Genomic DNA, 21,313 nt, shown 5'->3' on the forward strand with positions numbered 1-21,313 from the left:
TACCAGTGGTTAAAATACGCCTTGGAGAATATCATGACGATCAACCATAAGAATATCAGAGATCTCTATCCACAAAACTTTAAGAAATTAGTGGAGCTTTAAAAGACGTGCTTGGTCGGGCGAATACAGCTAGTAGATAGATTAGGGCATAAGTATAAAATAAATAAAGCTTTTAAAGTTAAGTATCTTGGATTGTGGGGATTAAATCCCCTTTTAAAAGGACGACAAATTCTTATTGACTTTGAATACGATCCAGAAATACAAAGTGTGTCATTGGATGATTTTAAAGAAGAAATCATTAAAAGGCTGGAAAAGAAAAAGAGGTTTTGGGAGACAAGTTGGAATGTTGAAGAATTAAAGCAAAAAGTGTTTAATAGTCCAACCTTTAGTGGAATAGCAGAGCTTCTGAAATAGTTTTATACATTCATTAGAGTCTAGATCTAAAACGAACAAAGCCAATTTCTTAATTGAATCGGGCTTTGTTCGTTTTAGAAGCTTTCAAGAATCTTATATTAGGTTAATCTTACTAGCTTTAATAAAGTGGTCAACGGTAGTAAGGAGAAATTCTTTTTCTTGTTCAGGCAAAACGGCAATATCCTTAAAACGTTGGAGCATCTTAGGGTCTTTGAATAAATCAATTAGTTTAAATATGGCGCTTTTTGGGGCAGGTTTAAATCAGGTGTCAAGATGGGACGGAGGTATAGCAAATTTCAAAGGATGGTTTGATCAGAAACGTGATAATGAAATGATAATCAAGGGTTATAACATGAAGTTTAAATACTAGGAAATGAAATTTTGGAAACTTTTTGCATTTGTAACAATTCTTTCATCTATCTACTCCTGTTATAAAAATCCTCCGGAAAGAAATAAGATTGTTTTTGAAGATGAAATTAAGAATGTACAAGATTCTTTATTAATGATGAAAGCATTGTTAATAAAGCTTCCTAAAAGAAGTGATATTCTTAATATAAATTATAATATTAAAGATGGTAAATTGTACGTAAACGATAGTTTGTTAAATTTTGATTATAGAGATGCTCTGGGAAATCTAACTGCTTTTGAAAAACGACGCTTCATTATGCTTTCATTTTACTTAAATAAAAGACATATTTCATCTGGTTATTTTGATGAAGGATCTAATATATGGCGTTTTATATATCGGGATCTTCCGGATATTACCTATAATGATTCAAGGAATATTGTTTTACTTACAAATGAGCTAGCTAATTCTATTATATCAACAGATACTATTTTAGACCAGAAAGGTGAACTTTATTTATTAGCCCCAAAAGATGCCAAAATCCGATAGATAAAGGAGTGTCCCGATAGCGAGCGCCAAAAATATAATCAGTGATTGTGAAATACTAACGCCAGTTACTAAAGACGGATCATCCTACATCCAGATATCTAATTTGGGTATAAACTATTATACTAGTGAAAGTCTTCAACGAATTGCAAACAAATGGGCGGCGAAGGAATATAAGGCCTACGAACCCTCAGATAAGTTATACTTGATGAAAGCTCTGGATTTCTATAACAGCAAGGAGTTGAATAATTACATTGATTCAATAAGGAAGATTGAGTATGGTAAACTGTGGGAGGCTTCAGATTAATCTAGCTGCCTACGGGAATCAATATAGGCAAAAGCTTCGCGGCAGCAAGAAGTTTTAATGTAAGAAAATGATGCAAGTTATGAAACACAAAGCTCTAATTTTAATAGGCTTTTCAGTGCTGGTAGCAGTAAGGGGTATTTGCCAGGACAGGGTGCCTTATTACAAAAGACTTCCGAAAGCAAACTATTCAGTTGTGAATGAAGCTGGAGAAAAACTGGATGCTCTTGTTTTTCAAAATGATAAGACAATTAAGCAGGAAAAAGCAAAGGAGCTTTTTGTCTACTTTAAGACTGATCCTAAACCAATTGTAATAGTAATTGCAATTCCTCCTAGGTTGATCGGTATCCCGGAAAGAAGCAGCACGATGAAAATTGTTAAAGATCAATTGCTTATCCTGCGCGAGTCTCTAGTGTTTACACCTGTAAACGTGGGCATTGAAAAGATGCTTAATGAGTATACCATTGCGGATGACCTTATTTCCTTTGATGCTTTCGCTGAGTTAAAATCATTCGGAAGGAAAATTTTTGTCAAAAAAACTGGATAGGAATAATCATTTGCTATGTTTTTTAATATGGAGTACTATTCGGGGGATAAGTGCCATTTAGTTACTTACAACAGGCAGAATTTCCCAATTGCCACAAGTATAATTTGGGGTTATTGCTGCTTTTTCTTATACTTTTATGCTTTAAAATCAAAGCCGATGTCAGCAATTATTAAAAAGTTAAGTAATGCGGAGATAGTGTTTCTTATCTATTATATCCTCTGGTGGCTTTACCTGGTGTATTGGATTAATTCAGAAAAGTACGATAATAACCCAGCAGGGGGAATAGCTTCTGTGGGTATGGGTTTCCTAACCTTTTCTATTTTCCTTTTATACCTCATTTCCTTCTCCATTGCGGCCATTGTATCCAGGAAAAAGCGATTCTTATATCTATTGATCATCCTATTTCTTTTTTTGCCAATAGCAGTATCTTTTTTGATTGCTACTATAGCTAGTCCTAATATTTTATCTCTAAAGTGAAAGTAAGATGGATAAAATAATCGACTGGGAGGCGCAATATGATTTTGATTTTATTATCCCCCAAAGTTTCAATGAATATAAAGCTTGTAATATAATTAATCAGGGCAAAGAGCTCAGACCTTTAAAAAAGGAAGATTTAATTTTTTTGATAAAAAGTCTTCCTCAAGATCGAAATGAACTGGTAGCTAAACCTGACGAAGTTGTCAGTCTTTTTTTTGGAAGTGATAAACAGACTTTTATTCAAAATGAAGATTCTGATTTTGAATATACATACGAAATTCTCTCATCTGCATTGAAGGATTTGGAAAGTAACGAATTCCTCGATCCGTCTTCTGAAGTTTTTATAAGGGTTCTTTATTTTCGAAAATTAACCACCTTGTTTAGCCAGGGATGGTACCTTTCAAAGAGAGTTAATTTCTCCAGGGAAATACTTTCAGACCAATTGCGAAGGTTTGGAGAGATACTTTATAATGAAGAATATATCTCTACAAGTAAAACACTTTATAAGGTAGACATTATCAATCGGTTTGATGAATCATCGGTGTCGATTGAATCCCTGATTGGAAATGATTATTTACATTATGACTTTTATGCTTGTGAAAAAAAGCTTTTAGCTTCAATACTTTCTGAAGGAAACCATACTGCTCATTCTATCGATAATGAGTTTCGTTTAATTAGACCCTTACTCTCACAGGCCGAAGAGGGGAAGCTCCTTTTTTGTCTTTTTAAATAGATACGTCCTTTGTTGTAAATGGACGAAAAAATGCAATTTCTGGAATCAGGGACTTTAATAGCCCGCTAAACCTTTAAGGAAATAAACCAGCCAAGTGAAAAAAATAAAAAGTTGGATGCTCTTGATCGTAACATTCGCTTTTACCAATGTCCAATGTGAAAAAAGCAGTGTGGAAAAAAAAGATAAGCTACCCGCCCAAACGCAGGAAGGTAAAAATACTTTTGGATGTTTGGTAGATGGGAGAGTATGGATCCCGGAAGCTTCAACCATTTACCCTGCAGTATTTACTTCTGTAGTTGACAATCTAGTAAGTCTTGCCGCATTTAAAGATAAAGAATCCATTGTGTTGAGAATTGATAATTTAGCCAAACCTGGAATCTATCATTTAAGTGATGCTGCAAATGAATTCACTATTGGTGGGGTAGAATATTTGTTAAAAGAAGGAGAGCTAATCATTACCAATATAGATCGGCAACGGCGTATTATTTCAGGGCGATTTAATGCCACTGGAGAAAATGGTGGTAAGCAAGTTGTCTTAAGTGAAGGTCGTTTTGATTTAGCATATCATGAATAGTAATGGTTTTTTCCTTTCTATTCCTTTCCAGATTTATGAAAATTTATCTTTCGCTTATTTGAGTTGTAATTGTTTTCATAAAAATGGTAATGCGAATAAAATACATGGTCGAATAGGGTATGGCCATATTTTCGGAATTCAAAAGCGCCTGTAGTTTTTAACTTTCTATAAATATCAAGGAGTTTTTGGATGATTAATTCCTCATCTTTCTTTTCACAACGCAATCCAAATAGGAACATGTCGTTCTGGTCGGTGGGATCCTTATCCAGATCAAAATAAGCAAAAACCTGAATATCATTCGCACTATGAAAAACCTCTACATCCGAATTGTGGAGATCTTCAAATTGCTTTATTAAAAGCTCCCTGTCTGCAGTAATGCTAAGAAGCGCGAGGGTGTCGAAAATCTCATTCCCATTAAAATCGGTTTCCCAATCACTGTCTTCAATATTCAAAAGTTCCGGCAGGCAGGCGGCAAAAGTGAATTCTACATAACCAACATGCGATCGCGGAGCCCTAGTCTTCTGGGGAATATCTGGATTAATTTCAGACTGCGTAAATGCTTCTTTTTCCTCCCCGACAGCGTTTTCCTCTCGTTCCCTTTCTGAAGATTTTATACTGGAGAAGATCCTTCCAAAAATGTTCATAGGCCAGATTTTGGTTTTACCAAACAAGGTAAGAACTTTATGGAGCGATGCGAAAATCAAGGGCAGAATTTCCCAATTGCATAAGTATAATCTTGGGTTATCGCTGCTTTTTCTTATACTTATGTGCTTCAAAATCAAAGCCGATGTCAGCAATTATTAAAAAGTTAAGCATCTCTGTTCAATTTAATGCAAGAGGCCAAAATGATGGTAAAAAGGTTATATTAAGTGAAGGTCGTTTTAATCTTAAATATCATGAATAGTAGTGCCATACTTATTAAAGATCAACTCACATGAAAATCTTATCAATACTCTTAGTATTTCTGATAAACTTTTTTCTTCAAGTTACCAAGCCCTGTAAAGTAGAGACCATCTTTGAGTTAGGTGAAAAGTGTTATTCTACTACAGATTACAAATGGATTAGAATGACACATTTTAATCGTGGAAGCAAGGTTGCAACAATTCCTGCTGAATGGCAACAATCTACCTATGATGGCGACGCAGAAGCAGTTGTTGAGATTCAAAAACAAAACAAAGCTGGTAGGTATGAGAAATTGCAGCTTCAAGATATAGATGTCGACTATATGGTTGGAGATAGAAAATTAACGTCTTTGAAACCTGGAGATAAATCGAAGCAAGAATTAGACTTTGGGATGTTATATGACCTGACTGTCGCGGGGAATTATAAGGTTAGAGTCTGTATACCTATGCAGAAATTTAACGCTGATTGCTGCTCTAATTATTCTTCATGGATGTACTTTCGAATTTCAGATAATTGTAGATAGTGTGTTTGAGGTAGGCATTTAATAGTTCTTCCTCTACATGTCTGTGCTTCTTTTTTCTCATATACCTATGAGATGTACTAAATGGCTTATATTTATTTGATCTCTGAGATAACTTGTGGTGTTCTTTGTATTTAATATTTATTTTTTTTGTTAAAATAATTACAAAAAAGTGATTTAGGTCCTATTTTTTTCTTTCATGACTGTCTAAATTTAATAAAAACAAAAATTAAGACAATGGTTAATCAAGAAATTGCGAAAAAAACGATCTTGGAGGCTGCAAGGACTCTAATTAAAAAGTTTGGTTGGAAGAAATTAACGGTTGCGATGCTGTTAGCGGAGGCAAACGTTAGTGATTCAGCTTTTAAAACTTGTTTTGATGACTTGGATGAGCTTAAAATGGCATATATCCAAAGTCAGGATTTCTGGTTTAAGCAACTTGGAAAATTGAGTAAGCCTGAATTCAATATTAACTCAAGCAAAGAGGTAAAGGAATTCGTGAGATCATTGATGGTTGAACGGGTCAATTTTATTTTTGAAAGTGAAGAATGGCGCGACATTCTTCAGGAACAGTTACGTACTAATGACCCCTTATTTAGTATTGTTGATGAGACGAGAGAAAAAGCATTATCCATGCTGCTGAACATTGTAAACCCATTTTTTCCAAATTCGGATTGTGGAATTGGAGTTGCTATGGCTATACTATTTGGCTCAATAGATTACTTCAGCCTTCCAGGAGCTCCTCATAGTATTCTTGGTTTTGATCCCGACAGCCAGACGCCAGAACATCGGCAGCAATTAATAAAAACAATTGATTTAGTAATAGAAGGAGCGTTTTCACAAAGTCCGGAATTAGTTAATTGACCAAATCTAGTCTTAGAGTAAGCGATGCAAAGCTCAGCTAATAGTCGCTATAATAGGTCGAGATATATCTTTAATTAGGAGAGATGATAGATGAAAGCCGTTCTAATTAAGTTCGGCTTTTGTGTTTTAAATCATTTTTCTTGTTCTGTTTAGCCTTTAAATTAAGCTTCTATTATTTAAACCTTTGGAACATGGACAACCTACCCGAAAATGGAAATTTTGTCGATACTATTTTATCAGATCTTGAGGCTGAGCAATACGTCAAGGCTTTTTGGCGGGAGCCTACAGATGAGGAATTGAAAGAGTTGGCACTGCATATGGCTACAGATTACGTTAAAGGGATGAGTAATTATATGGAACCTGAGATGGACGATGTCGAAAAGATTCTAATGTTGGAAGAACAGAAGCAGAAGAACCTGAAAGAGCTCAAGGTCTTAACGAGAGTAATGGAGATGCCAGGGGTAAATGCTATAGTGTTTTATACCCTGGCCTTTTGTTTTTCTAGAACTCGAAAAGACAATAAGATCTGGTTTGGGGACGGTTTTATACGATATATTAAGCGAGATGGAGTTTTGTGGTGGCACGATGAAGAGAAGGATGTTTTGTTTGAGTTTTAAAAAGCATTTTAACCCAGCATGATGATGGCACATTTGAATATCAGTATCATCAGACATGGATAGAAGACAACTCGAAACCAGCTATCAGTTTAACTTTACCTAAAAGTATCGAGGCCTATAAATCACCATACCTATCCCCTTTTTTACAATATGTTACCAGAGGGGTCAAATAAATAGGTGGTCTGTAAAAATAAACGATTAGACGGAGACGATTATTTCGGTTTGTTACTCTCCATATTAAAATAGGAAGCCTGGCTAATCTAAGCCTGGCTTTGAACTTTTAAAGCTTCACCTATTATTTTTTACTCTGACCAGGGTGAATGGAGGATGCAATCGCAGAAGTTCTTTCTATGGAAGTTCGGTATCATGTAGGCGCAGACGTCGGCCTTGATGTTCCCGAAAGTTGTTTCGGTTTTATGTTCGAATCCGCCAAAAAAAGTTGGAATGATTTTCTTTTTGAAGTCATTACGCGGGAAGTAAGAAATGATCTCCTCCCGGTTTGCTGCACTTAAATTTTCGTATCCTTCTCCCATTACGTCGAGCCCGACTCCACTATACATTAATGCAACTTCATTCTCTTTGTGCTCAGCGATACCAATAGTAGTGTGCAGGGCGATAGTATCCCATACCAACTGCAGCTTATCTTTTGCTATTCCATGACTCTTAAGAAAATCACGGGCTGCATTTGCGCCGGCGACTTCAAACCTTAGGTCAGGACTGCTGTACTGCGGTACCAGGCCAAGGTCATGGAACACAGAGGCGACATAAAGTAGCTCGCTGTCGTGCTCGAGATCATTCCGTTTCGCATTCAGTGAGGAGAACAGAAAAACCCGCAGTGAGTGGTTAAAGATAAATTCTGTACCGTGTTCAAGCAAAAGCTCGGTTGCCTGACTTGCAATGGTACTATCTGGAATAAGGATTCCAGCTACTGATTTGAGACGATTAACTGACATAACGTAAAATTTTTATTAGGTCAAAATTAGTTTTGCTGGTATCGGCAGAGAATATCAATAATGGCCTTTCACATGTCAATATTGACAGGCGAAATTTTTACCTTTAAATTTCTTCGATTATGGGGGCGTCAAAAATTTTTGTAGAAACAGCTATCAAGGATTCATTTTCCATTTGTCGCTTGGATAAGGCTGGCTTGGATACAGATTTCGCAAACCGGCTTATTTACAACCGTGTTCTCCTAATCGAGAATGGTTCCGGCACGCTGACTGTTGATGATCATTCCTTCGAAGTTTCAAGCAATACCGCATTTCTACTGGCAAAGGGGCAGCTATATGTTTTTAAACAAGCATCGGTTGTTACTGGATATCTTTTATGCTTTGGGGATTGTTTTTGGGAAAAAGCCCCTTCTAGTGCCAGCAATTGCAAAGCAGTACTTTTTAATAATGCGGCTGCTAACCAGAAACTCCAACTTAGTGATACGGAACTGCGGGAGCTTTCTTCGCTGTTTAAGGCGATGCTTGAAGAATTTGAACAGGCTCCTTATAATAATCAGATGGATGCTCTGGCCGCCTACCTCAAAATTATTATGATAAAGCTGGCGAATATAAAGTTAACGGATGAAACGATGTTTGATAGTCAGGATTATATCTTGTACCGGCAATTTATGGAAATACTTACTTCGCACTTCAAAAGCTACCGGGAGGTAAGTGATTACGCTAAGCTGATGGGAATTACTGCCCGGCGTTTGAGCGATTTGTGCAGGCGATGCAGTAACAAAAGCGCTAAAGAGATCATAAACGGACAACTGGTTGCAGAAGCCAAACGTTCACTGCAATTCAGCTCCATTCCGGTAAAAGAACTAGCCTATGAGCTCAATTTCAATTCCCCCGAACAGTTCAGCCATTTCTTTAAGAAGAATACAAAATTCTCGCCGGCGAGTTACCGCGATCAATTTCTGAATATTGGCGTTAATGTTTAAGAAATAGGTCTGGCAGCTAAGTCAATAGGTTTATCGGTTGTTTTGCAACGTGCCACTTGTGTTTTATCTGATCTCAGCGAGTTCCTAGATTAGGCTTCGGTTCTTTAGATACAAAATTATTCTCACCCCAGTGATCGCAGATTTTGCCATTCTCCAGTGCAAGGATATCGATCACTTTTAAAGTGATAGTTTTGCCTGTGGCGGGAATGCCCATTAGTTCCCCGGTATGAGTTGCAGAGATTTCTTTCCTGGAAACTACCTTGTCGCCTTCGGCCAGCATTCTTTGATCCCAACATTACTTTTTCCCCTTCAGTGATCAGACTGATCATGTGTCTGTTCAGTGTTGCCCTGCCTTTAATAACCGCCGTTTCCGATACATAAGGTACGAAATCGACACCTCTATTAATGGGGGGGGTCTTTAAAAAAGAATCAGGAATAGGTACCGTCCCCATGATCGTAATTTTACCGCAAATATTTATTGTGCAAAACAGCACAATTGGGTGTATATTTCTTCCTGTTGAAGAAGTTATGGTATCAAAAAAAGTTACTTTAAAAACGACGAGCCCTGGTCTGACAGGAACAGTATCGAGTTGAAGGAGAGGTTTGGGAAGCTTTGATGTAAGAGGTATTTAATTAGGCACCCGATAACTATATATATTCATAGAACGAGGGCTATTTCGAGCCATGGTTGATTTACCTAAGTATGACGTTGATGAGTGTACAATCCCTTGCGTTGTTATTGTATGACTTAAAAAGATATGAATATCAGAGAAGGAATTATGAAAACGTTTTTATCAGCCAGCCTCGGCAAAGTTTAATTATCTGGATCCATAGGAAGCCTCGTATTTTAAAAATGCTTTTATTTGTATTTTAGGTCAGAAAATGAAGGATAAGAACGTCCGCATAAAAGATATTGCGAGTAAAGCGAATGTTTCCGCTGGAACAGTTGATCGTGTATTGCATAACCGGGGAAGAGTATCCGAGAAGGTCAAAGAAAAGATCCTGAAAATAATAAAGGAGATGGACTACGAACCTAATCTGATGGCTAGGGCTTTGGGCTCCAATAAAGTGTTCAGGTTTGCTACATTAATCCCCGATGAACAGTTCGATTCTTACTGGCACGCTCCTAGAATCGGAGTACTAAAGGCTAGCAAGGAAGTTAAACAGTTCGGAGTTCAGGTAACCGAATTTCTATTTAATCCCTACGATGTAAATTCTTTTATTGAACAAGCAAATCTGGTGACAGAACAACAGGTAGACGGCGTTTTATTGTCTCCTATATTCTATCGGGAGGTTCTTCCTTTTCTTGAGAAATGGAAGTCGGATAAAATACCCTTTGTGCTATTTAACACTCAAATAGCTGATTACGAACCACTAAGTTACATAGGTCAGGATTCTTACCAGAGCGGCTTGTTAGCAGGTAAATTGATGCATTACGGTTTACCCAATCCCTGTTCTATACTTATTGCTCATTTTGATGAAGATATAAGCAATGCAGCCCACCTTAAGAAGAAGGAGCAAGGGTTTAGAAATTACTTTGCGCAAGGGCAGATAGGGCAGAAGTATCGATTGGATAAGATAGAACTTAACAGCTCAAACTTTTCCTCTTTTATTAAACAACTGGAAGATGCCATCGAAAACATAAGCGATTTAGAGGGTATCTTTGTGACCACCTCCAAAGCTTTTGAAATTGCGTCCTACCTTAAACAAAGGCGAATAAAGAATATCAAAATAGTTGGATACGATCTGCTTCCAAAAAATGTTCACTTCCTGAACACTGGTGAGATTAGTTTTCTGATAAATCAAAATCCTAAAGGACAAGGCTATTGGGGAATACAACATCTTGCGAATCACCTTGTATTTAAAAAAGATGTTCAGAAGCTGAAATATCTTCCCCTGGATATTATTACGAAGGAAAATGTAAATTATTTCCTGGATGACGAAGATGAGTCTGCTTATCTGGGCTTCATTTAATCTATTATTCCTGCTACTTAGCTTATTATTCTGCTGTTTTACGAGCGTTGTTCCTTAAAAACCAACGCCCTTTTCCTATTATTCATTTTTTATTTGCTTTTGTGTGTGCGCGCACGCTATCTTTATATGGCGGTTTGAGCGGGGATGGTAATACCTTGGTGATCGCTAATTCCTGATGATATTAAAAAGGTGAAGCCTTAGAAAATAAGCATGATGAAAAAAAGATTATTAGTTACAGGCGGAGTAGGATATATCGGTTCGCACACAGTAGTAGAGCTGATGAACGCCGGATATGATGTAGTAATTGTAGATAACCTTAATAACTCAAGTATTTCTATACTTGATCAGATCTTTGAAATTGCTGGTCAAAAACCGGAGTTTCGTGAGCTTGACCTGTGTGAGGAAGCCAAAGTAGCCCAATTCGTGAAAGATAACCCTTCTATCTCCGGAGTTATCCATTTTGCAGCCCACAAAGCCGTAGGGGAATCTGTTCAAAACCCCTTGAAATACTATCGTAATAATTTTTTTTCCATACTTAATCTTCTAACGGCATTTGAAGGAAGAAAGGTGAACTTTGTTTTTTCATCTTCCTGCACCGTCTACGGTCAGCCTACTCAATTGCCGGTAACAGAAAATGCTCCGGTCCAAAAAGCAGAATCTCCCTATGGAAATACCAAGCAGGTTGCTGAAGAGATATTGGCAGAAGTGGCAGCCGCAAATACAAACTACAATATAATTTCCCTTAGATATTTTAATCCTGTTGGAGCTCACGAATCAGCTTTAATCGGTGAACTTCCTATTGGAGTTCCCCAGAATTTAGTTCCTTTTATTACTCAGAGCGCTATTGGAAAACGGGGCCCGATTACGGTATTTGGTGACGATTACAATACACCGGATGGAAGTTGTATCCGCGACTATATTCATGTAGTTGACTTGGCCAAGGCTCATATTGCAGCTTTGAAAAGACAAGAGCAGGATAAAATGATGAGCAAGTATGAAGTTTTTAACGTTGGAACAGGCAAGGGAAGCTCAGTATTAGAAGCGATAACAACATTTGAAGCTGCAACAGGGGTAAAGCTTAATTATGTAATCGGTCCACGTAGGCAGGGAGATATTGAGCAGGTTTGGGGAGATGTTGCGAAGGCAAGCTCGGAGTTAAATTGGGAAGCGCAGTTAGGGTTGCCGGAAATGATGAGATCTGCCTGGGCATGGGAAAATTATATATCCAATAAGAAATTCAACTAATTATTCTTACGAGTCTCCTTTTATTACAATCCCTATGATAGTAGCCAGGGAGATTAATAACCAAATTATAATAGCATGAAGAGACATCTCCTTTGCGGACTTTTACTAATTGCAGGATTAAATATCCCTGCAAAAGCTCAACTAACATATCCGGCAACAAGCCCTGGAAAACCAATAGTTAAAATATCAGATAAGACCTTAAGTTTAGGCAATGCGGCCCTAAATATTCAATTTCGCCTCACGGGAAACCGGCTTGATTTATCCAGATTTGAGGACAAAGGAAGAGGAGAAAGTCTTACCCTGAATACTTCCCTTTTTCAACTCACCTTAGACAATAGTAAAATCTTATCGTCAAACTCCTTCGTGCTGAAAGGAAAGGTTCGGCAAGCTGATGTTAACTCGAATATTCAAAGTACTGCTTACGCTGCCAGTCTGAACGGTAAAAAACTTATTGCTGAGATGGAAGAACCCCAAACCGGTATAAAGGTGGTTTGGGAAGCCATGTTGACCAATAACGCTAACTATGTAAGACAGAAAATTACTTTAAGTACCCCAACTCAAGCTTCAATAAAGGATATTCAAATGCTGAAGCTGCCTGTGGCAATAGGAGTGAAGAAAGTTGGAACGGTGGATGGTTCACCTCTGGTTCATAACAATATGTTTTTTGCACTGGAGCATCCTATGAGTCAGGTGAATCAAACCCGTTCTTCGATCGCCGCCTCTCTACCTCGTTTAAATCCTTTGGTAAAAGGGCAAACTATTACGGTATCATCAGTTTTAGGTGTAGTTCCTACAGGCCAGTTAAGAAGAGGTTTTTTATATTACGTAGAACGTGAGAGGGCGCAGCCTTACAGGCAGAAACTCCACTACAATTCCTGGTTCGATATTTCTTATGCTACTCTGAAACTTAACGATAGTGTATGTCTTGACCGCATAAAAATGTTTGGTGACAGCCTTGTGCAGAAAAGAAAGGTTAAGTTGAACGCTTATTTATTTGATGACGGCTGGGATGATAACCGAACCCTCTGGCAGTTTAATTCTGGCTTCCCTGCCGGATTTAAAAATGTAAAGAACCTGGCTCAAAAGTACGGGGCAGGCATCGGCGTTTGGGTTTCTCCCTGGGGTGGTTATGATGAGCCGAAACAGCAGCGATTGGATTACGGGAAGAAACAATCTCCTCCGTTTGAAACGAACGCAAACGGCTTCTCACTATCGGGCCCTGTATATCGAACAAGGTTCAAATCCGTAACGGACATGTTTATTAAAGATTATAGTGTAGAAATGTTCAAGTTCGATGGCGTTGGAGCTGGGAACGGTGCTAGTGGAGCGAGTATCTCCTTTCAAAGTGATATTGAGGCATTGTTAACCCTGATTACGGATATGCGCTCTGTAAAACCAGATCTATATTTCAGTCTTACCGTTGGCACCTGGCCCTCTGTTTATTGGTTGAACTATGGAGATGCGATATGGCGCGCAGGCGATGATACCGGTGTAAGCGGCACCGGAACTAAAAGGCAGCAATGGATGACTTACAGAGATGCGCAGGTTTTTAAAAATGTTGTCAAACGTGCTCCGCTTTACCCACTGAATTCGCTGATGAACCATGGAATTTGTATCGCAGATCATGGCCTTCCAGGCACCCTGGAATTGGATGACAAGAACATTGAAGATGAAATCTGGTCTTTCTTCGGTACCGGTACTAGTTTACAAGAACTTTATGTTAATCCTCACAAATTAAATACCCGTACCTGGGATTGTCTTCGAGATGCGGCAAGCTGGTCAGTAGCTCATAAAGATATTTTGAGAGATGTACATTGGGTAGGAGGAGATCCTGATAAAGGGGATATTTATGGCTTTGCAGGATGGGACAATAACAGGGGAGTACTTACTCTTAGAAATCCTTCGTCAGTACGAAAAGAATATAAGCTGAACGTGCAGGAAGCATTTGAACTCCCTACAGGATTAGAAAGTGAATATAGCTTCTACAATGCCAGGGCTGAAAAGGCAGATAAAGTATATTCTGGTAAAGTTATAACGATAGTATTAGAACCTTACGAAGTAAAAGTACTTGACGGAAAAAAAAACTAGGGTTATTCTTTTATATTCAGAACGGGTAAGGGGGTATATCATTCTTACCCGTTTTTTTGTTGTCTGTTTGTTAATTAGGGTCGTAATTGCTTCTAAATTTTCAATTATATCTGCCGGTTGGTGTATGTTTTAATTAGGCATACGGTAGTGGACCGGATAGAGTGAATGTTAGATGGGAGCTTCAAACCTCGACGACAGCTAGGACTTTAAAAATTAAAGGGATGAAAAGCTATCTCCTTTTCATCCCTTTAAAACTTACTTATAAATTTTAGCTAAAGATTTCTGCTCTCTAAAGCTTTGTCTTATTCATAAAAACCTACCTGACCGACTTCTGGCTAACCGAAAAATACCAGATAAACAAGTAGCAGGGCACCATAATAAGGTATGCTCTTGAAAAAGCAGTACTATAGTTGAACATAGTTTGCAAGTATTGAGCACAAGCACCGTATGCCAAAGGTAATATTGCCCCGCCTGCTATTGCCATCACCAACATAGCAGAACCAGTTTTTGTATGTACTCCCAGGCCTCGTATTGCCAGCGGAAATATAGCTGGCCACATAAGAGAATTTGACAAGCCTAAAAGCGCGAGAAAAATTATTGACGCATAACCGCTTGTAAGGGCGGTACCTAAGCTAAATAATACACCAGTGATAGCACAGATTTTTAGAGCGGTCTGTTGGGAGATGTATTTAGGAATGGTGATGATCCCAATAACATACCCCATAAGCATAAAAGCAAGAGTTCCTTGCGTAAAGAACCTGGCTGTTGATAAGGGAATGCCGAGAGCTTTTCCATAGCTTATGATTGTGTCTCCTGCCATTACTTCCACACCTACATATAAAAATAGGGCTACAACTCCCAGCATCAGGTTCGAAAAGCTGAATATGCTTCTTTTGGTAGTCGAGCTGTGACTACTCGTGCGCGACTGGTCATCTTCATCTTCATTTATATCAGGAAGAGATGATCTCAATACTGCAAAAGCAAGGGCAAGTAAGGAAATCCCGATGATGATGTAGGGAATAGTAACCCTGGACGCTAATGCGTCAAGAGTTGCTTGCCTGCTTGAAAAAGACATGTTTGCAAGCCGCTGCTCTATCCCATCAGAATCTTTTAAAGCTATATATCCGAAAATTAGACCGGCAATAATACCGGCTACCTTATTACAGATTCCCATAATGCTGATTCGTTTTGCTGCACTTTCTGGCGGGCCTAAAATTGCCGCATAAGGGTTGGAGGCAGTCTGCAGAAGGGCTAGGCCTGTTCCTATAATAAACAATCCTGTTAAAAATGTATTAAAGCTTCTGGTTTCTGCAGCGGGCACAAATACAAAAGCCCCCACAGCCATCGCCAGCAACCCTATTGCCATTCCTTTTTTGTAACCGATTTTATTTAAAACCCAGGAAGAGGGCAAGGCCATTACTGTATAAGCTATGAAGAATGCTGTAGCTACCAGGTACGATTCCGTTTCTGACTTTAGCTCACACGCTATTTTCAAGTAAGGAATTAATGTTCCGTTTACCCATGTAATAAAGCCAAATACAAAGAATAAAATACCGATGATAATAATAGGATTGAGGCCTTTTGGCGGAGTCAGGCTAGCCACAGAGGAACTTTCTTTTTGCATGATGTCTTCAATATGAGTATTTAATAAATGCTTCTATCGCTTCATATTCAGCTAAACCCAGCTGATTATAGCATTTTGCAGTTTCGCTTGTTCTGTGCTCTGCCCGAACCCAAAATTCCCGGGAGTCATCTCCAGGAAACACAGGACGGTCTTTTTGCGACTGATGTTTGAAGATGGCAAGGCGCTTACGTTCTACTTCCTCGGGAGACAAAGGAACTGCCATTTCAATTTCATGCACTTCAAACTCGTGCCATGCGCCCCTGTATAACCAAAGCCAGCAGTCTTTTACCCATTCTTCTGTCTCCTTTAGTCGCTTCAAAGCCTCAAGAATAATGTCAAAGCAAATCTTATGCGTACCATGAGGATCTGCAAAATCGCCGGCAGCGTAAACCTGATGAGGCTTTACTTTACGAAGAAGCTCGATCGTTTGGAGGATGTCATCCTCGTAACTAATACTCTTTTGCCTTTTAGTTCTATCATAGAAAGGCAAGTCCATGAAGTGGATGCGTTCATCACCTACGCCAGCAAAACGTGCTCCTGCAATCGCTTCTCCCTTTCTTATCAGTCCTTTAATTTTCTGGATCTCTTTCAGGTCTTCCTGGTTGGGTAACTTACCACCGAAAAATTCCTTCATGTTTAAATAATCCTTCTCCAGCTTTATTGTATCGTCGTTTTGAGATTTAGCAAAGTCTATCGCAAACTCTACAAACCTTAATACATCGTCATCCCATACTGCGGTATTGCCGGAGGTTTGATAGGCAACGTGTACCTCATGACCATGATCGGCTAGTCTGATAAAAGTTCCTCCCATTGAAATCACATCGTCATCCGGATGAGGAGAGAATAGTAGCACACGTTTTTTAGCCGGATTTCTTCTTTCCGGCCGCTGAGAGTCGTCTGCGTTAGGTTTTCCTCCTGGCCAACCGGTAATAGTGTGTTGAATACAATTGAAAATCCTGATATTTACGTCGTAGGCTGGCCCCATCTCTGTTACAATCTGCGCCATTCCATTGTTGTTATAATCCTCCTCTGTCAGTTTAAGGATAGGTTTTCCAAGCGTTTTTGCGAGCCAGATAACTGCTTTTTTGATGGTCTTTTCGTCCCATTGAACATCCTTCACCAACCACGGGGTATTGAAGCGTGTAAGGTCTGCTGCGGCCTCCTGGTCCAAAACAAATTCAACATTATCAGAAAGCTGAAGGTAAGTAGCAGGTACTTCTGATGATATTTCACCTTCAACAGCTTTTTTAATTATCGACGCTTTCTTGCCGCTCCAGGCCATTAAAATAATCTCTTTAGCCTTAAAGATCGTCCCGATTCCCATGGTAACAGCTTTGGTTGGAACATAAGCTTTCCCTCCAAAATCATGAGCAGCATCTCTCCTGGTTAAGTCATGAAGGGTTACAATACGAGTACCGGAATTCGGTGCTGAACCTGGCTCGTTAAAACCGATGTGTCCCGTTCTGCCAATGCCCAAAATCTGTACATCTAAACCCCCAAGATCATTAATTTTGCTCTCGTAGGCTAAACAATAATCGTTAATTTCCTCCTGACTGATAGTGCCGTTTGGAATATTGATGTTCTCCGGATCTATGTCAATGTGGTTGAAGAGGTTTTCGTGCATAAATCGCACGTAGCTTTGTTCTGCGTCTGGCTGCATAGGATAATACTCATCCAGGTTGAAAGTAATCACGTTTCTAAAACTTAATCCTTCTTCTTTATGCAACCGAACCAGTTCCCGGTAAACATCCAGCGGAGTAACCCCTGTGGCCAGGCCTAGTACCGCCTGCTGGTTATTTTTTTGTTTTGTTTGAATTATTTCGGCAATCCTTGCTGCAACGGTTTTTGATGCAAGCTTTTTATTTGGATAAATAGAGACAGGTAACTTTTCAAACCGTGTCTCTTCTAAAAGATTCAATCTGGCCATATGCTGTTTATCTTATGATTCTTATTAATTAAAATGAGCGAGCCCAAAGTATTCGGGCATGTGAAAATTCGGTGTAGGATTATTGATTCGTGTCCAGCTTAGAAAATGGGGTTCAGGAAGATGATCGCCACATTTGTAGAAGTTAACCTTGCATTTGCTATTAAGAAGGTTTCCCAGAGTATGGAATTGAAAAACAGAGAGTGGAATAAGCACTGTTAGTTCCCAATAAATATCTCCCTCTAAGATTCCTTTTGATCTAATCCAGGTTTCATGCCTTATCTTTTCAATATTACGATCTGAAATCTTTTTTCTTGAATTCTTTTCCTTTCCAAAACCTGCACAACATGTTCCTGTGCAGTTAAATTCGATATTATAGTATTCCAACTCATCGTTAAAAGCTATAAAAAACTCTACGCAACTATCTTCATACACCGGCTGGTTTGAATAAATATTAAGGGCCTTTATTGCCTTCTCCTGCACATAATACTTTAATGCTATTGCGTTTTTAGTATAAGCTACACTAAAAGAAGTGTTGGGAGAATATGGATATTCCTGCCATGACACTTCTTTAATCTCATTCTTCTCAAGCGTGTCGAGATAATTGGAAGTTTCTTTTAAAGTAATCAAGTGCTCTGGCAAAAGTGAAATATTGATTTTTTTCATGGATCAAAAACCGTTTCTGTGAGATTCTAAATCGAAGGTATTTAATTATAGGATGATAAAATCGGGATGGCGAAGCGCAAACGTTTGCAAGTAATCTTATAAGTGATGTAACTAGGATTATTGTAGGAATAAAGCTTGAAAAAAGAGAAAGGTTGCGCTTAGAACAGAGAGAAATTGGGGGGAGATATCAATCAATTGCGCTCATTTCTTCTATGCTTATAAGTCTTGAGGAGATGAAGCTCGTTTAGCCCGCCTTTTTTTGCTCATTTAAGACTTGTATTTCTATTTTAAATCAAAAGCTCCCTCCTTCTTACGCAACCGCTTGCTCAGTGCATTTTGCCGTCAACGCAAATTTTAATTTCAATAATTGCATCAGATTCCACTTGAATGATGGAAAAACTAAGAATATAATTAAGATTATGATGCAAGCAGGCGTTTATGTGAAATATGATTTCCAGGAAATTTTATCGAATTTTTGGATCGAGGATACCTGTAGAACGGTTGTCCCGCTTGGGTCGGGACTTATTAATGATACATACTCAGTAAAATATAGCCCCTCAGATTCTCCCCTGTATTTATTGCAGAAAATTAACAGTCGGATATTTAAGGATGTACCGGCTTTAATGCAAAATATAGTGAACGTAACGTCTCATATCTGGCAGAAGCTTGGTGCCCATGAAGAGGCTCGTGGTAAAGTATTGCAAGTGGTTATGACGAAAAATGGCGCCAGTTATTACCAAGATATTACAGGCGACTATTGGCGGATTTTTCATTATATCCCGAATACCATGAGCTTCGACAAAGTAGAAACGGAGCAACAGGCATTTGAGGGCGGACTTGCATTCGGACAATTCCAGTTTTTACTATCAGATCTCGAGGTTTCGGAAATTGTAGATAGTATTCCGAACTTTCATAACATCAGTGTTCGCCTGGAACAGCTTTACGCAGCGTTTACTAAAGATCCTGTGCAGCGAGCTAAAGAGATTTCCACTGAACTTCTTTTTATAAGCGAAAGAGAAGAGAGAATGAAAAAAATACTATTGCTGGGAAATGCTGGTAGAATCCCTAAACGAGTTATTCATAGCGATACCAAGTTTAATAATATTCTATTCAGTAAAGACGGCAGGGTTCAATGCGTAGTGGATCTGGATACAGTAATGGCAGGCTACTCGGCTTACGATTTTGGCGACGCAATTCGTACCATAATCAATTCAGCTGGAGAAGATGAAAGGGACCTGGAGAAGATCAGGTTAAACTCTCCACTGTTCCGCGCTTATACCCGCGGATATCTTTCTCAGGCGATACACTTTCTGGAGGAAGAAGAACTAAAGTCGCTGATGGATGGTGTTTTGCTGTTGCCATATATGCAAGCTGTTCGCTTTCTTACCGATTATCTTGATGGAGATTGCTACTACAAAGTCCGGTCAGAAAAGCATAACCTCGAACGGACGCTGGCGCAGATCCAGCTGGTGAAGAAGCTGGAAGAAAGTTACGATTACCTCGCCGGAATAATCGAGGAAGAAGCTGAAATATTAATGAAAGAAAAAGCAGTCTAAAACTCGAATAAATATGACTTTGATTAAATCGATCTCCGGCATCAGGGGAACAATAGGAGGTGAGTCGGGTAACGCACTAACTCCCATAGACGTTGTCAAATTTGCAGCAGCATTCGGACAATGGGTATTGAATAAAACAGGAAACAAAAAAATTGTAATTGGCAGAGATGCAAGAATTTCCGGTCCCATGGTCCGTGATCTGATTGTCAATACCTTAGTTGGGATGGGGATTGATGTTGTCGATCTAGGTCTTTCAGCTACACCGACAGTCGAGATTGCAGTGCCGGATGAAAAAGCTGGAGGAGGCATTATAATAACTGCTAGTCACAATCCAAAGCAGTGGAATGCGCTGAAGTTGCTCAACTCTGCAGGAGAATTTATAAGTGATGCGGATGGAAAAGAGCTTCTGGCAATAGCAGAGAGCGAGCAATTTACTTTTGCAGAGGTTGATGAATTAGGAAAGGTGATTACCGATGATTTTTATTTAGAAAAACATATCCAAAAGATACTTGCTCTGCCCCTTGTAGATGTAGATGCTATAAAAGCGGCGGGTTTTAGAATAACTGTGGATAGTGTGAATTCTGTTGGAGGAATTTTTGTGCCGCCGCTACTACAAGCACTGGGGGTGAAGGAAACCCATCAAATTCATTGCACGCCTGATGGTAACTTCCCTCACAATCCCGAACCATTACCAGAACATCTCGTAGATCTTTCGAAAAAAGTTGTAGAAACCGGGTCTGCTTTGGGAATAGCTGTTGATCCCGACGTGGATCGCCTGTGCTTTGTTTGCGAGGACGGGTCGATGTTTGGAGAAGAGTACACGCTTGTGGCAATCTCAGATTATGTTTTAGGTAAAACTCCGGGTAGTACCGTTTCTAATCTTTCATCTACACAAGCTCTCGAAGACATTACCTCTAAAAAAAATTGTACTTATGCAGCAGCTGCAGTAGGAGAGGTGAATGTGGTGGCAAAAATGAAAGAAGTAAATGCTATTATAGGAGGGGAAGGTAATGGTGGTGTCATTTATCCCGAACTACACTATGGAAGAGATGCTTTGGTTGGAATAGCATTATTTTTAAGTCACCTTGCTACACAAAATACAAGTATTTCAAAATTAAGGGATTCCTACCCGCGATATTATATGGCAAAGCGGAAAATAGTATTACAGGAAGGGCTTGACCCGGAACTTCTTCTCACCGAGATGCATCTGAAATATCTTCATCTCAACCCTTCTACTATCGATGGTTTAAAAATTCAATTCGGGAAAAAGTGGGTTCATTTAAGGAAGTCTAATACGGAGCCGATTATCAGGCTTTACGCCGAATCCGACACTAAGGAGGGGCTTGATAGCTTTGTAGATTCTTTCTATGAAGAACTTATGAAGGTTAATAATCAAATAGAGATCGTTTAGCTTCTAATATAGTCAATATAATGGGAGCCGGAGAGAAGAAATTCCTC

At 39.0% G+C, this 21,313-nt stretch carries 24 protein-coding genes; 18 read left to right on the plus strand and 6 right to left on the minus strand.

What is annotated here, in order from left to right:
* The first annotated feature begins 111 nt into the window (after positions 1–111).
* The 8 genes from J4N24_RS14785 (at position 112) to J4N24_RS14815 (ending at position 3,941) form a co-directional block, all read left to right on the plus strand.
* Entirely contained in the window at positions 112–414 is a 303-nt protein-coding gene (locus J4N24_RS14785; protein ID WP_207534481.1) for a hypothetical protein, read from the plus strand.
* Positions 415–649: 235 nt separating this feature from the next.
* Positions 650–784: a hypothetical protein gene (locus tag J4N24_RS25735; RefSeq protein WP_256439379.1), complete on the plus strand. Its 135-nt coding sequence runs from the start codon at positions 650–652 to the stop codon at positions 782–784.
* A gap of 3 nt (positions 785–787) precedes the next feature.
* Complete coding sequence (locus J4N24_RS14790; protein WP_207534482.1) at positions 788–1,309, plus strand: hypothetical protein; 522 nt, start codon at positions 788–790, stop codon at positions 1,307–1,309.
* An 88-nt stretch (positions 1,310–1,397) separates the two neighbouring features.
* Positions 1,398–1,613 carry a hypothetical protein gene (locus J4N24_RS14795; protein WP_501981603.1) on the plus strand — a complete coding sequence of 72 codons (216 nt, stop codon included), beginning with the start codon at positions 1,398–1,400 and terminating at the stop codon, positions 1,611–1,613.
* A 79-nt stretch (positions 1,614–1,692) separates the two neighbouring features.
* Positions 1,693–2,157 (plus strand): hypothetical protein, encoded by a 465-nt coding sequence (locus tag J4N24_RS14800; RefSeq protein WP_207534484.1) that lies wholly within the window; start codon positions 1,693–1,695, stop codon positions 2,155–2,157.
* A 156-nt stretch (positions 2,158–2,313) separates the two neighbouring features.
* Positions 2,314–2,634: a hypothetical protein gene (locus tag J4N24_RS14805; protein WP_207534485.1), complete on the plus strand. Its 321-nt coding sequence runs from the start codon at positions 2,314–2,316 to the stop codon at positions 2,632–2,634.
* A gap of 7 nt (positions 2,635–2,641) precedes the next feature.
* Positions 2,642–3,367, plus strand: coding sequence for a hypothetical protein (locus J4N24_RS14810; protein ID WP_207534486.1), 726 nt, complete (start codon positions 2,642–2,644; stop codon positions 3,365–3,367).
* A gap of 94 nt (positions 3,368–3,461) precedes the next feature.
* Positions 3,462–3,941, plus strand: coding sequence for a Riean_0653 family protein (locus J4N24_RS14815; protein ID WP_207534487.1), 480 nt, complete (start codon positions 3,462–3,464; stop codon positions 3,939–3,941).
* Between the two features lie 17 nt (positions 3,942–3,958).
* Here the strand turns inward: J4N24_RS14815 and J4N24_RS14820 are convergent, their stop codons facing one another.
* Positions 3,959–4,585 (minus strand): hypothetical protein, encoded by a 627-nt coding sequence (locus J4N24_RS14820; protein WP_207534488.1) that lies wholly within the window; start codon positions 4,583–4,585, stop codon positions 3,959–3,961.
* A 422-nt stretch (positions 4,586–5,007) separates the two neighbouring features.
* On the opposite strand from J4N24_RS14820, the gene J4N24_RS14825 reads away from it, so the two are divergent.
* From J4N24_RS14825 to J4N24_RS25895, 4 genes are all read left to right on the plus strand, one after another.
* The gene (locus J4N24_RS14825) at positions 5,008–5,367 is read left to right on the plus strand and encodes a hypothetical protein (protein ID WP_207534489.1); all 360 of its coding nucleotides are present in this window, start codon (positions 5,008–5,010) and stop codon (positions 5,365–5,367) included.
* Positions 5,368–5,601: 234 nt separating this feature from the next.
* Positions 5,602–6,228 (plus strand): TetR/AcrR family transcriptional regulator, encoded by a 627-nt coding sequence (locus J4N24_RS14830; RefSeq protein WP_207534490.1) that lies wholly within the window; start codon positions 5,602–5,604, stop codon positions 6,226–6,228.
* Positions 6,229–6,419: 191 nt separating this feature from the next.
* On the plus strand, positions 6,420–6,845 hold the full coding sequence (locus J4N24_RS14835; RefSeq protein WP_207534491.1) for a hypothetical protein: 426 nt from the start codon (positions 6,420–6,422) through the stop codon (positions 6,843–6,845).
* Positions 6,846–6,904: 59 nt separating this feature from the next.
* The gene (locus J4N24_RS25895; protein ID WP_369806235.1) at positions 6,905–7,018 is read left to right on the plus strand and encodes a hypothetical protein; all 114 of its coding nucleotides are present in this window, start codon (positions 6,905–6,907) and stop codon (positions 7,016–7,018) included.
* A 129-nt stretch (positions 7,019–7,147) separates the two neighbouring features.
* Here J4N24_RS25895 and J4N24_RS14845 read toward each other — a convergent pair whose 3' ends face one another.
* Positions 7,148–7,798 carry an HD domain-containing protein gene (locus J4N24_RS14845; RefSeq protein ID WP_207534492.1) on the minus strand — a complete coding sequence of 217 codons (651 nt, stop codon included), beginning with the start codon at positions 7,796–7,798 and terminating at the stop codon, positions 7,148–7,150.
* A 119-nt stretch (positions 7,799–7,917) separates the two neighbouring features.
* On the opposite strand from J4N24_RS14845, the gene J4N24_RS14850 reads away from it, so the two are divergent.
* On the plus strand, positions 7,918–8,778 hold the full coding sequence (locus tag J4N24_RS14850) for a helix-turn-helix domain-containing protein (protein WP_207534493.1): 861 nt from the start codon (positions 7,918–7,920) through the stop codon (positions 8,776–8,778).
* A 73-nt stretch (positions 8,779–8,851) separates the two neighbouring features.
* Here the strand turns inward: J4N24_RS14850 and J4N24_RS14855 are convergent, their stop codons facing one another.
* A complete protein-coding gene (locus tag J4N24_RS14855; protein WP_207534494.1) occupies positions 8,852–9,058 on the minus strand; it encodes an ester cyclase in 207 nt (68 codons plus the stop codon).
* A 602-nt stretch (positions 9,059–9,660) separates the two neighbouring features.
* Here J4N24_RS14855 and J4N24_RS14860 point away from each other — a divergent pair.
* The 3 genes from J4N24_RS14860 to J4N24_RS14870 all read left to right on the plus strand — a co-directional run bounded on the left by J4N24_RS14860 (position 9,661) and on the right by J4N24_RS14870 (position 14,085).
* Positions 9,661–10,752 carry a substrate-binding domain-containing protein gene (locus tag J4N24_RS14860; protein WP_207534495.1) on the plus strand — a complete coding sequence of 364 codons (1,092 nt, stop codon included), beginning with the start codon at positions 9,661–9,663 and terminating at the stop codon, positions 10,750–10,752.
* A gap of 213 nt (positions 10,753–10,965) precedes the next feature.
* Positions 10,966–11,997 carry a UDP-glucose 4-epimerase GalE gene (gene galE, locus J4N24_RS14865; protein ID WP_207534661.1) on the plus strand — a complete coding sequence of 344 codons (1,032 nt, stop codon included), beginning with the start codon at positions 10,966–10,968 and terminating at the stop codon, positions 11,995–11,997.
* Positions 11,998–12,072: 75 nt separating this feature from the next.
* On the plus strand, positions 12,073–14,085 hold the full coding sequence (locus tag J4N24_RS14870; RefSeq protein ID WP_207534496.1) for a hypothetical protein: 2,013 nt from the start codon (positions 12,073–12,075) through the stop codon (positions 14,083–14,085).
* A 316-nt stretch (positions 14,086–14,401) separates the two neighbouring features.
* Here the strand turns inward: J4N24_RS14870 and J4N24_RS14875 are convergent, their stop codons facing one another.
* From J4N24_RS14875 to J4N24_RS14885, 3 genes are read right to left on the minus strand one after another with little or no spacing between them, the layout of a single operon-like run.
* On the minus strand, positions 14,402–15,709 hold the full coding sequence (locus tag J4N24_RS14875; protein WP_207534497.1) for a sugar MFS transporter: 1,308 nt from the start codon (positions 15,707–15,709) through the stop codon (positions 14,402–14,404).
* Positions 15,710–15,716: 7 nt separating this feature from the next.
* Entirely contained in the window at positions 15,717–17,636 is a 1,920-nt protein-coding gene (gene nagB / locus J4N24_RS14880; protein WP_207534498.1) for a glucosamine-6-phosphate deaminase, read from the minus strand.
* 24 nt (positions 17,637–17,660) lie between these two features.
* On the minus strand, positions 17,661–18,299 hold the full coding sequence (locus J4N24_RS14885) for a carbohydrate-binding family 9-like protein (protein WP_207534499.1): 639 nt from the start codon (positions 18,297–18,299) through the stop codon (positions 17,661–17,663).
* Positions 18,300–18,718: 419 nt separating this feature from the next.
* Between J4N24_RS14885 and J4N24_RS14890 the strand changes: the two genes are divergently transcribed.
* A complete protein-coding gene (locus tag J4N24_RS14890) occupies positions 18,719–19,855 on the plus strand; it encodes a phosphotransferase enzyme family protein (RefSeq protein WP_242691638.1) in 1,137 nt (378 codons plus the stop codon).
* Positions 19,856–19,868: 13 nt separating this feature from the next.
* A complete protein-coding gene (gene glmM, locus J4N24_RS14895; RefSeq protein ID WP_207534500.1) occupies positions 19,869–21,266 on the plus strand; it encodes a phosphoglucosamine mutase in 1,398 nt (465 codons plus the stop codon).
* Positions 21,267–21,313: the final 47 nt, after the last annotated feature.

The organism is Desertivirga arenae (assembly GCF_017355785.1).
GTDB lineage: Bacteria > Bacteroidota > Bacteroidia > Sphingobacteriales > Sphingobacteriaceae > Desertivirga > Desertivirga arenae.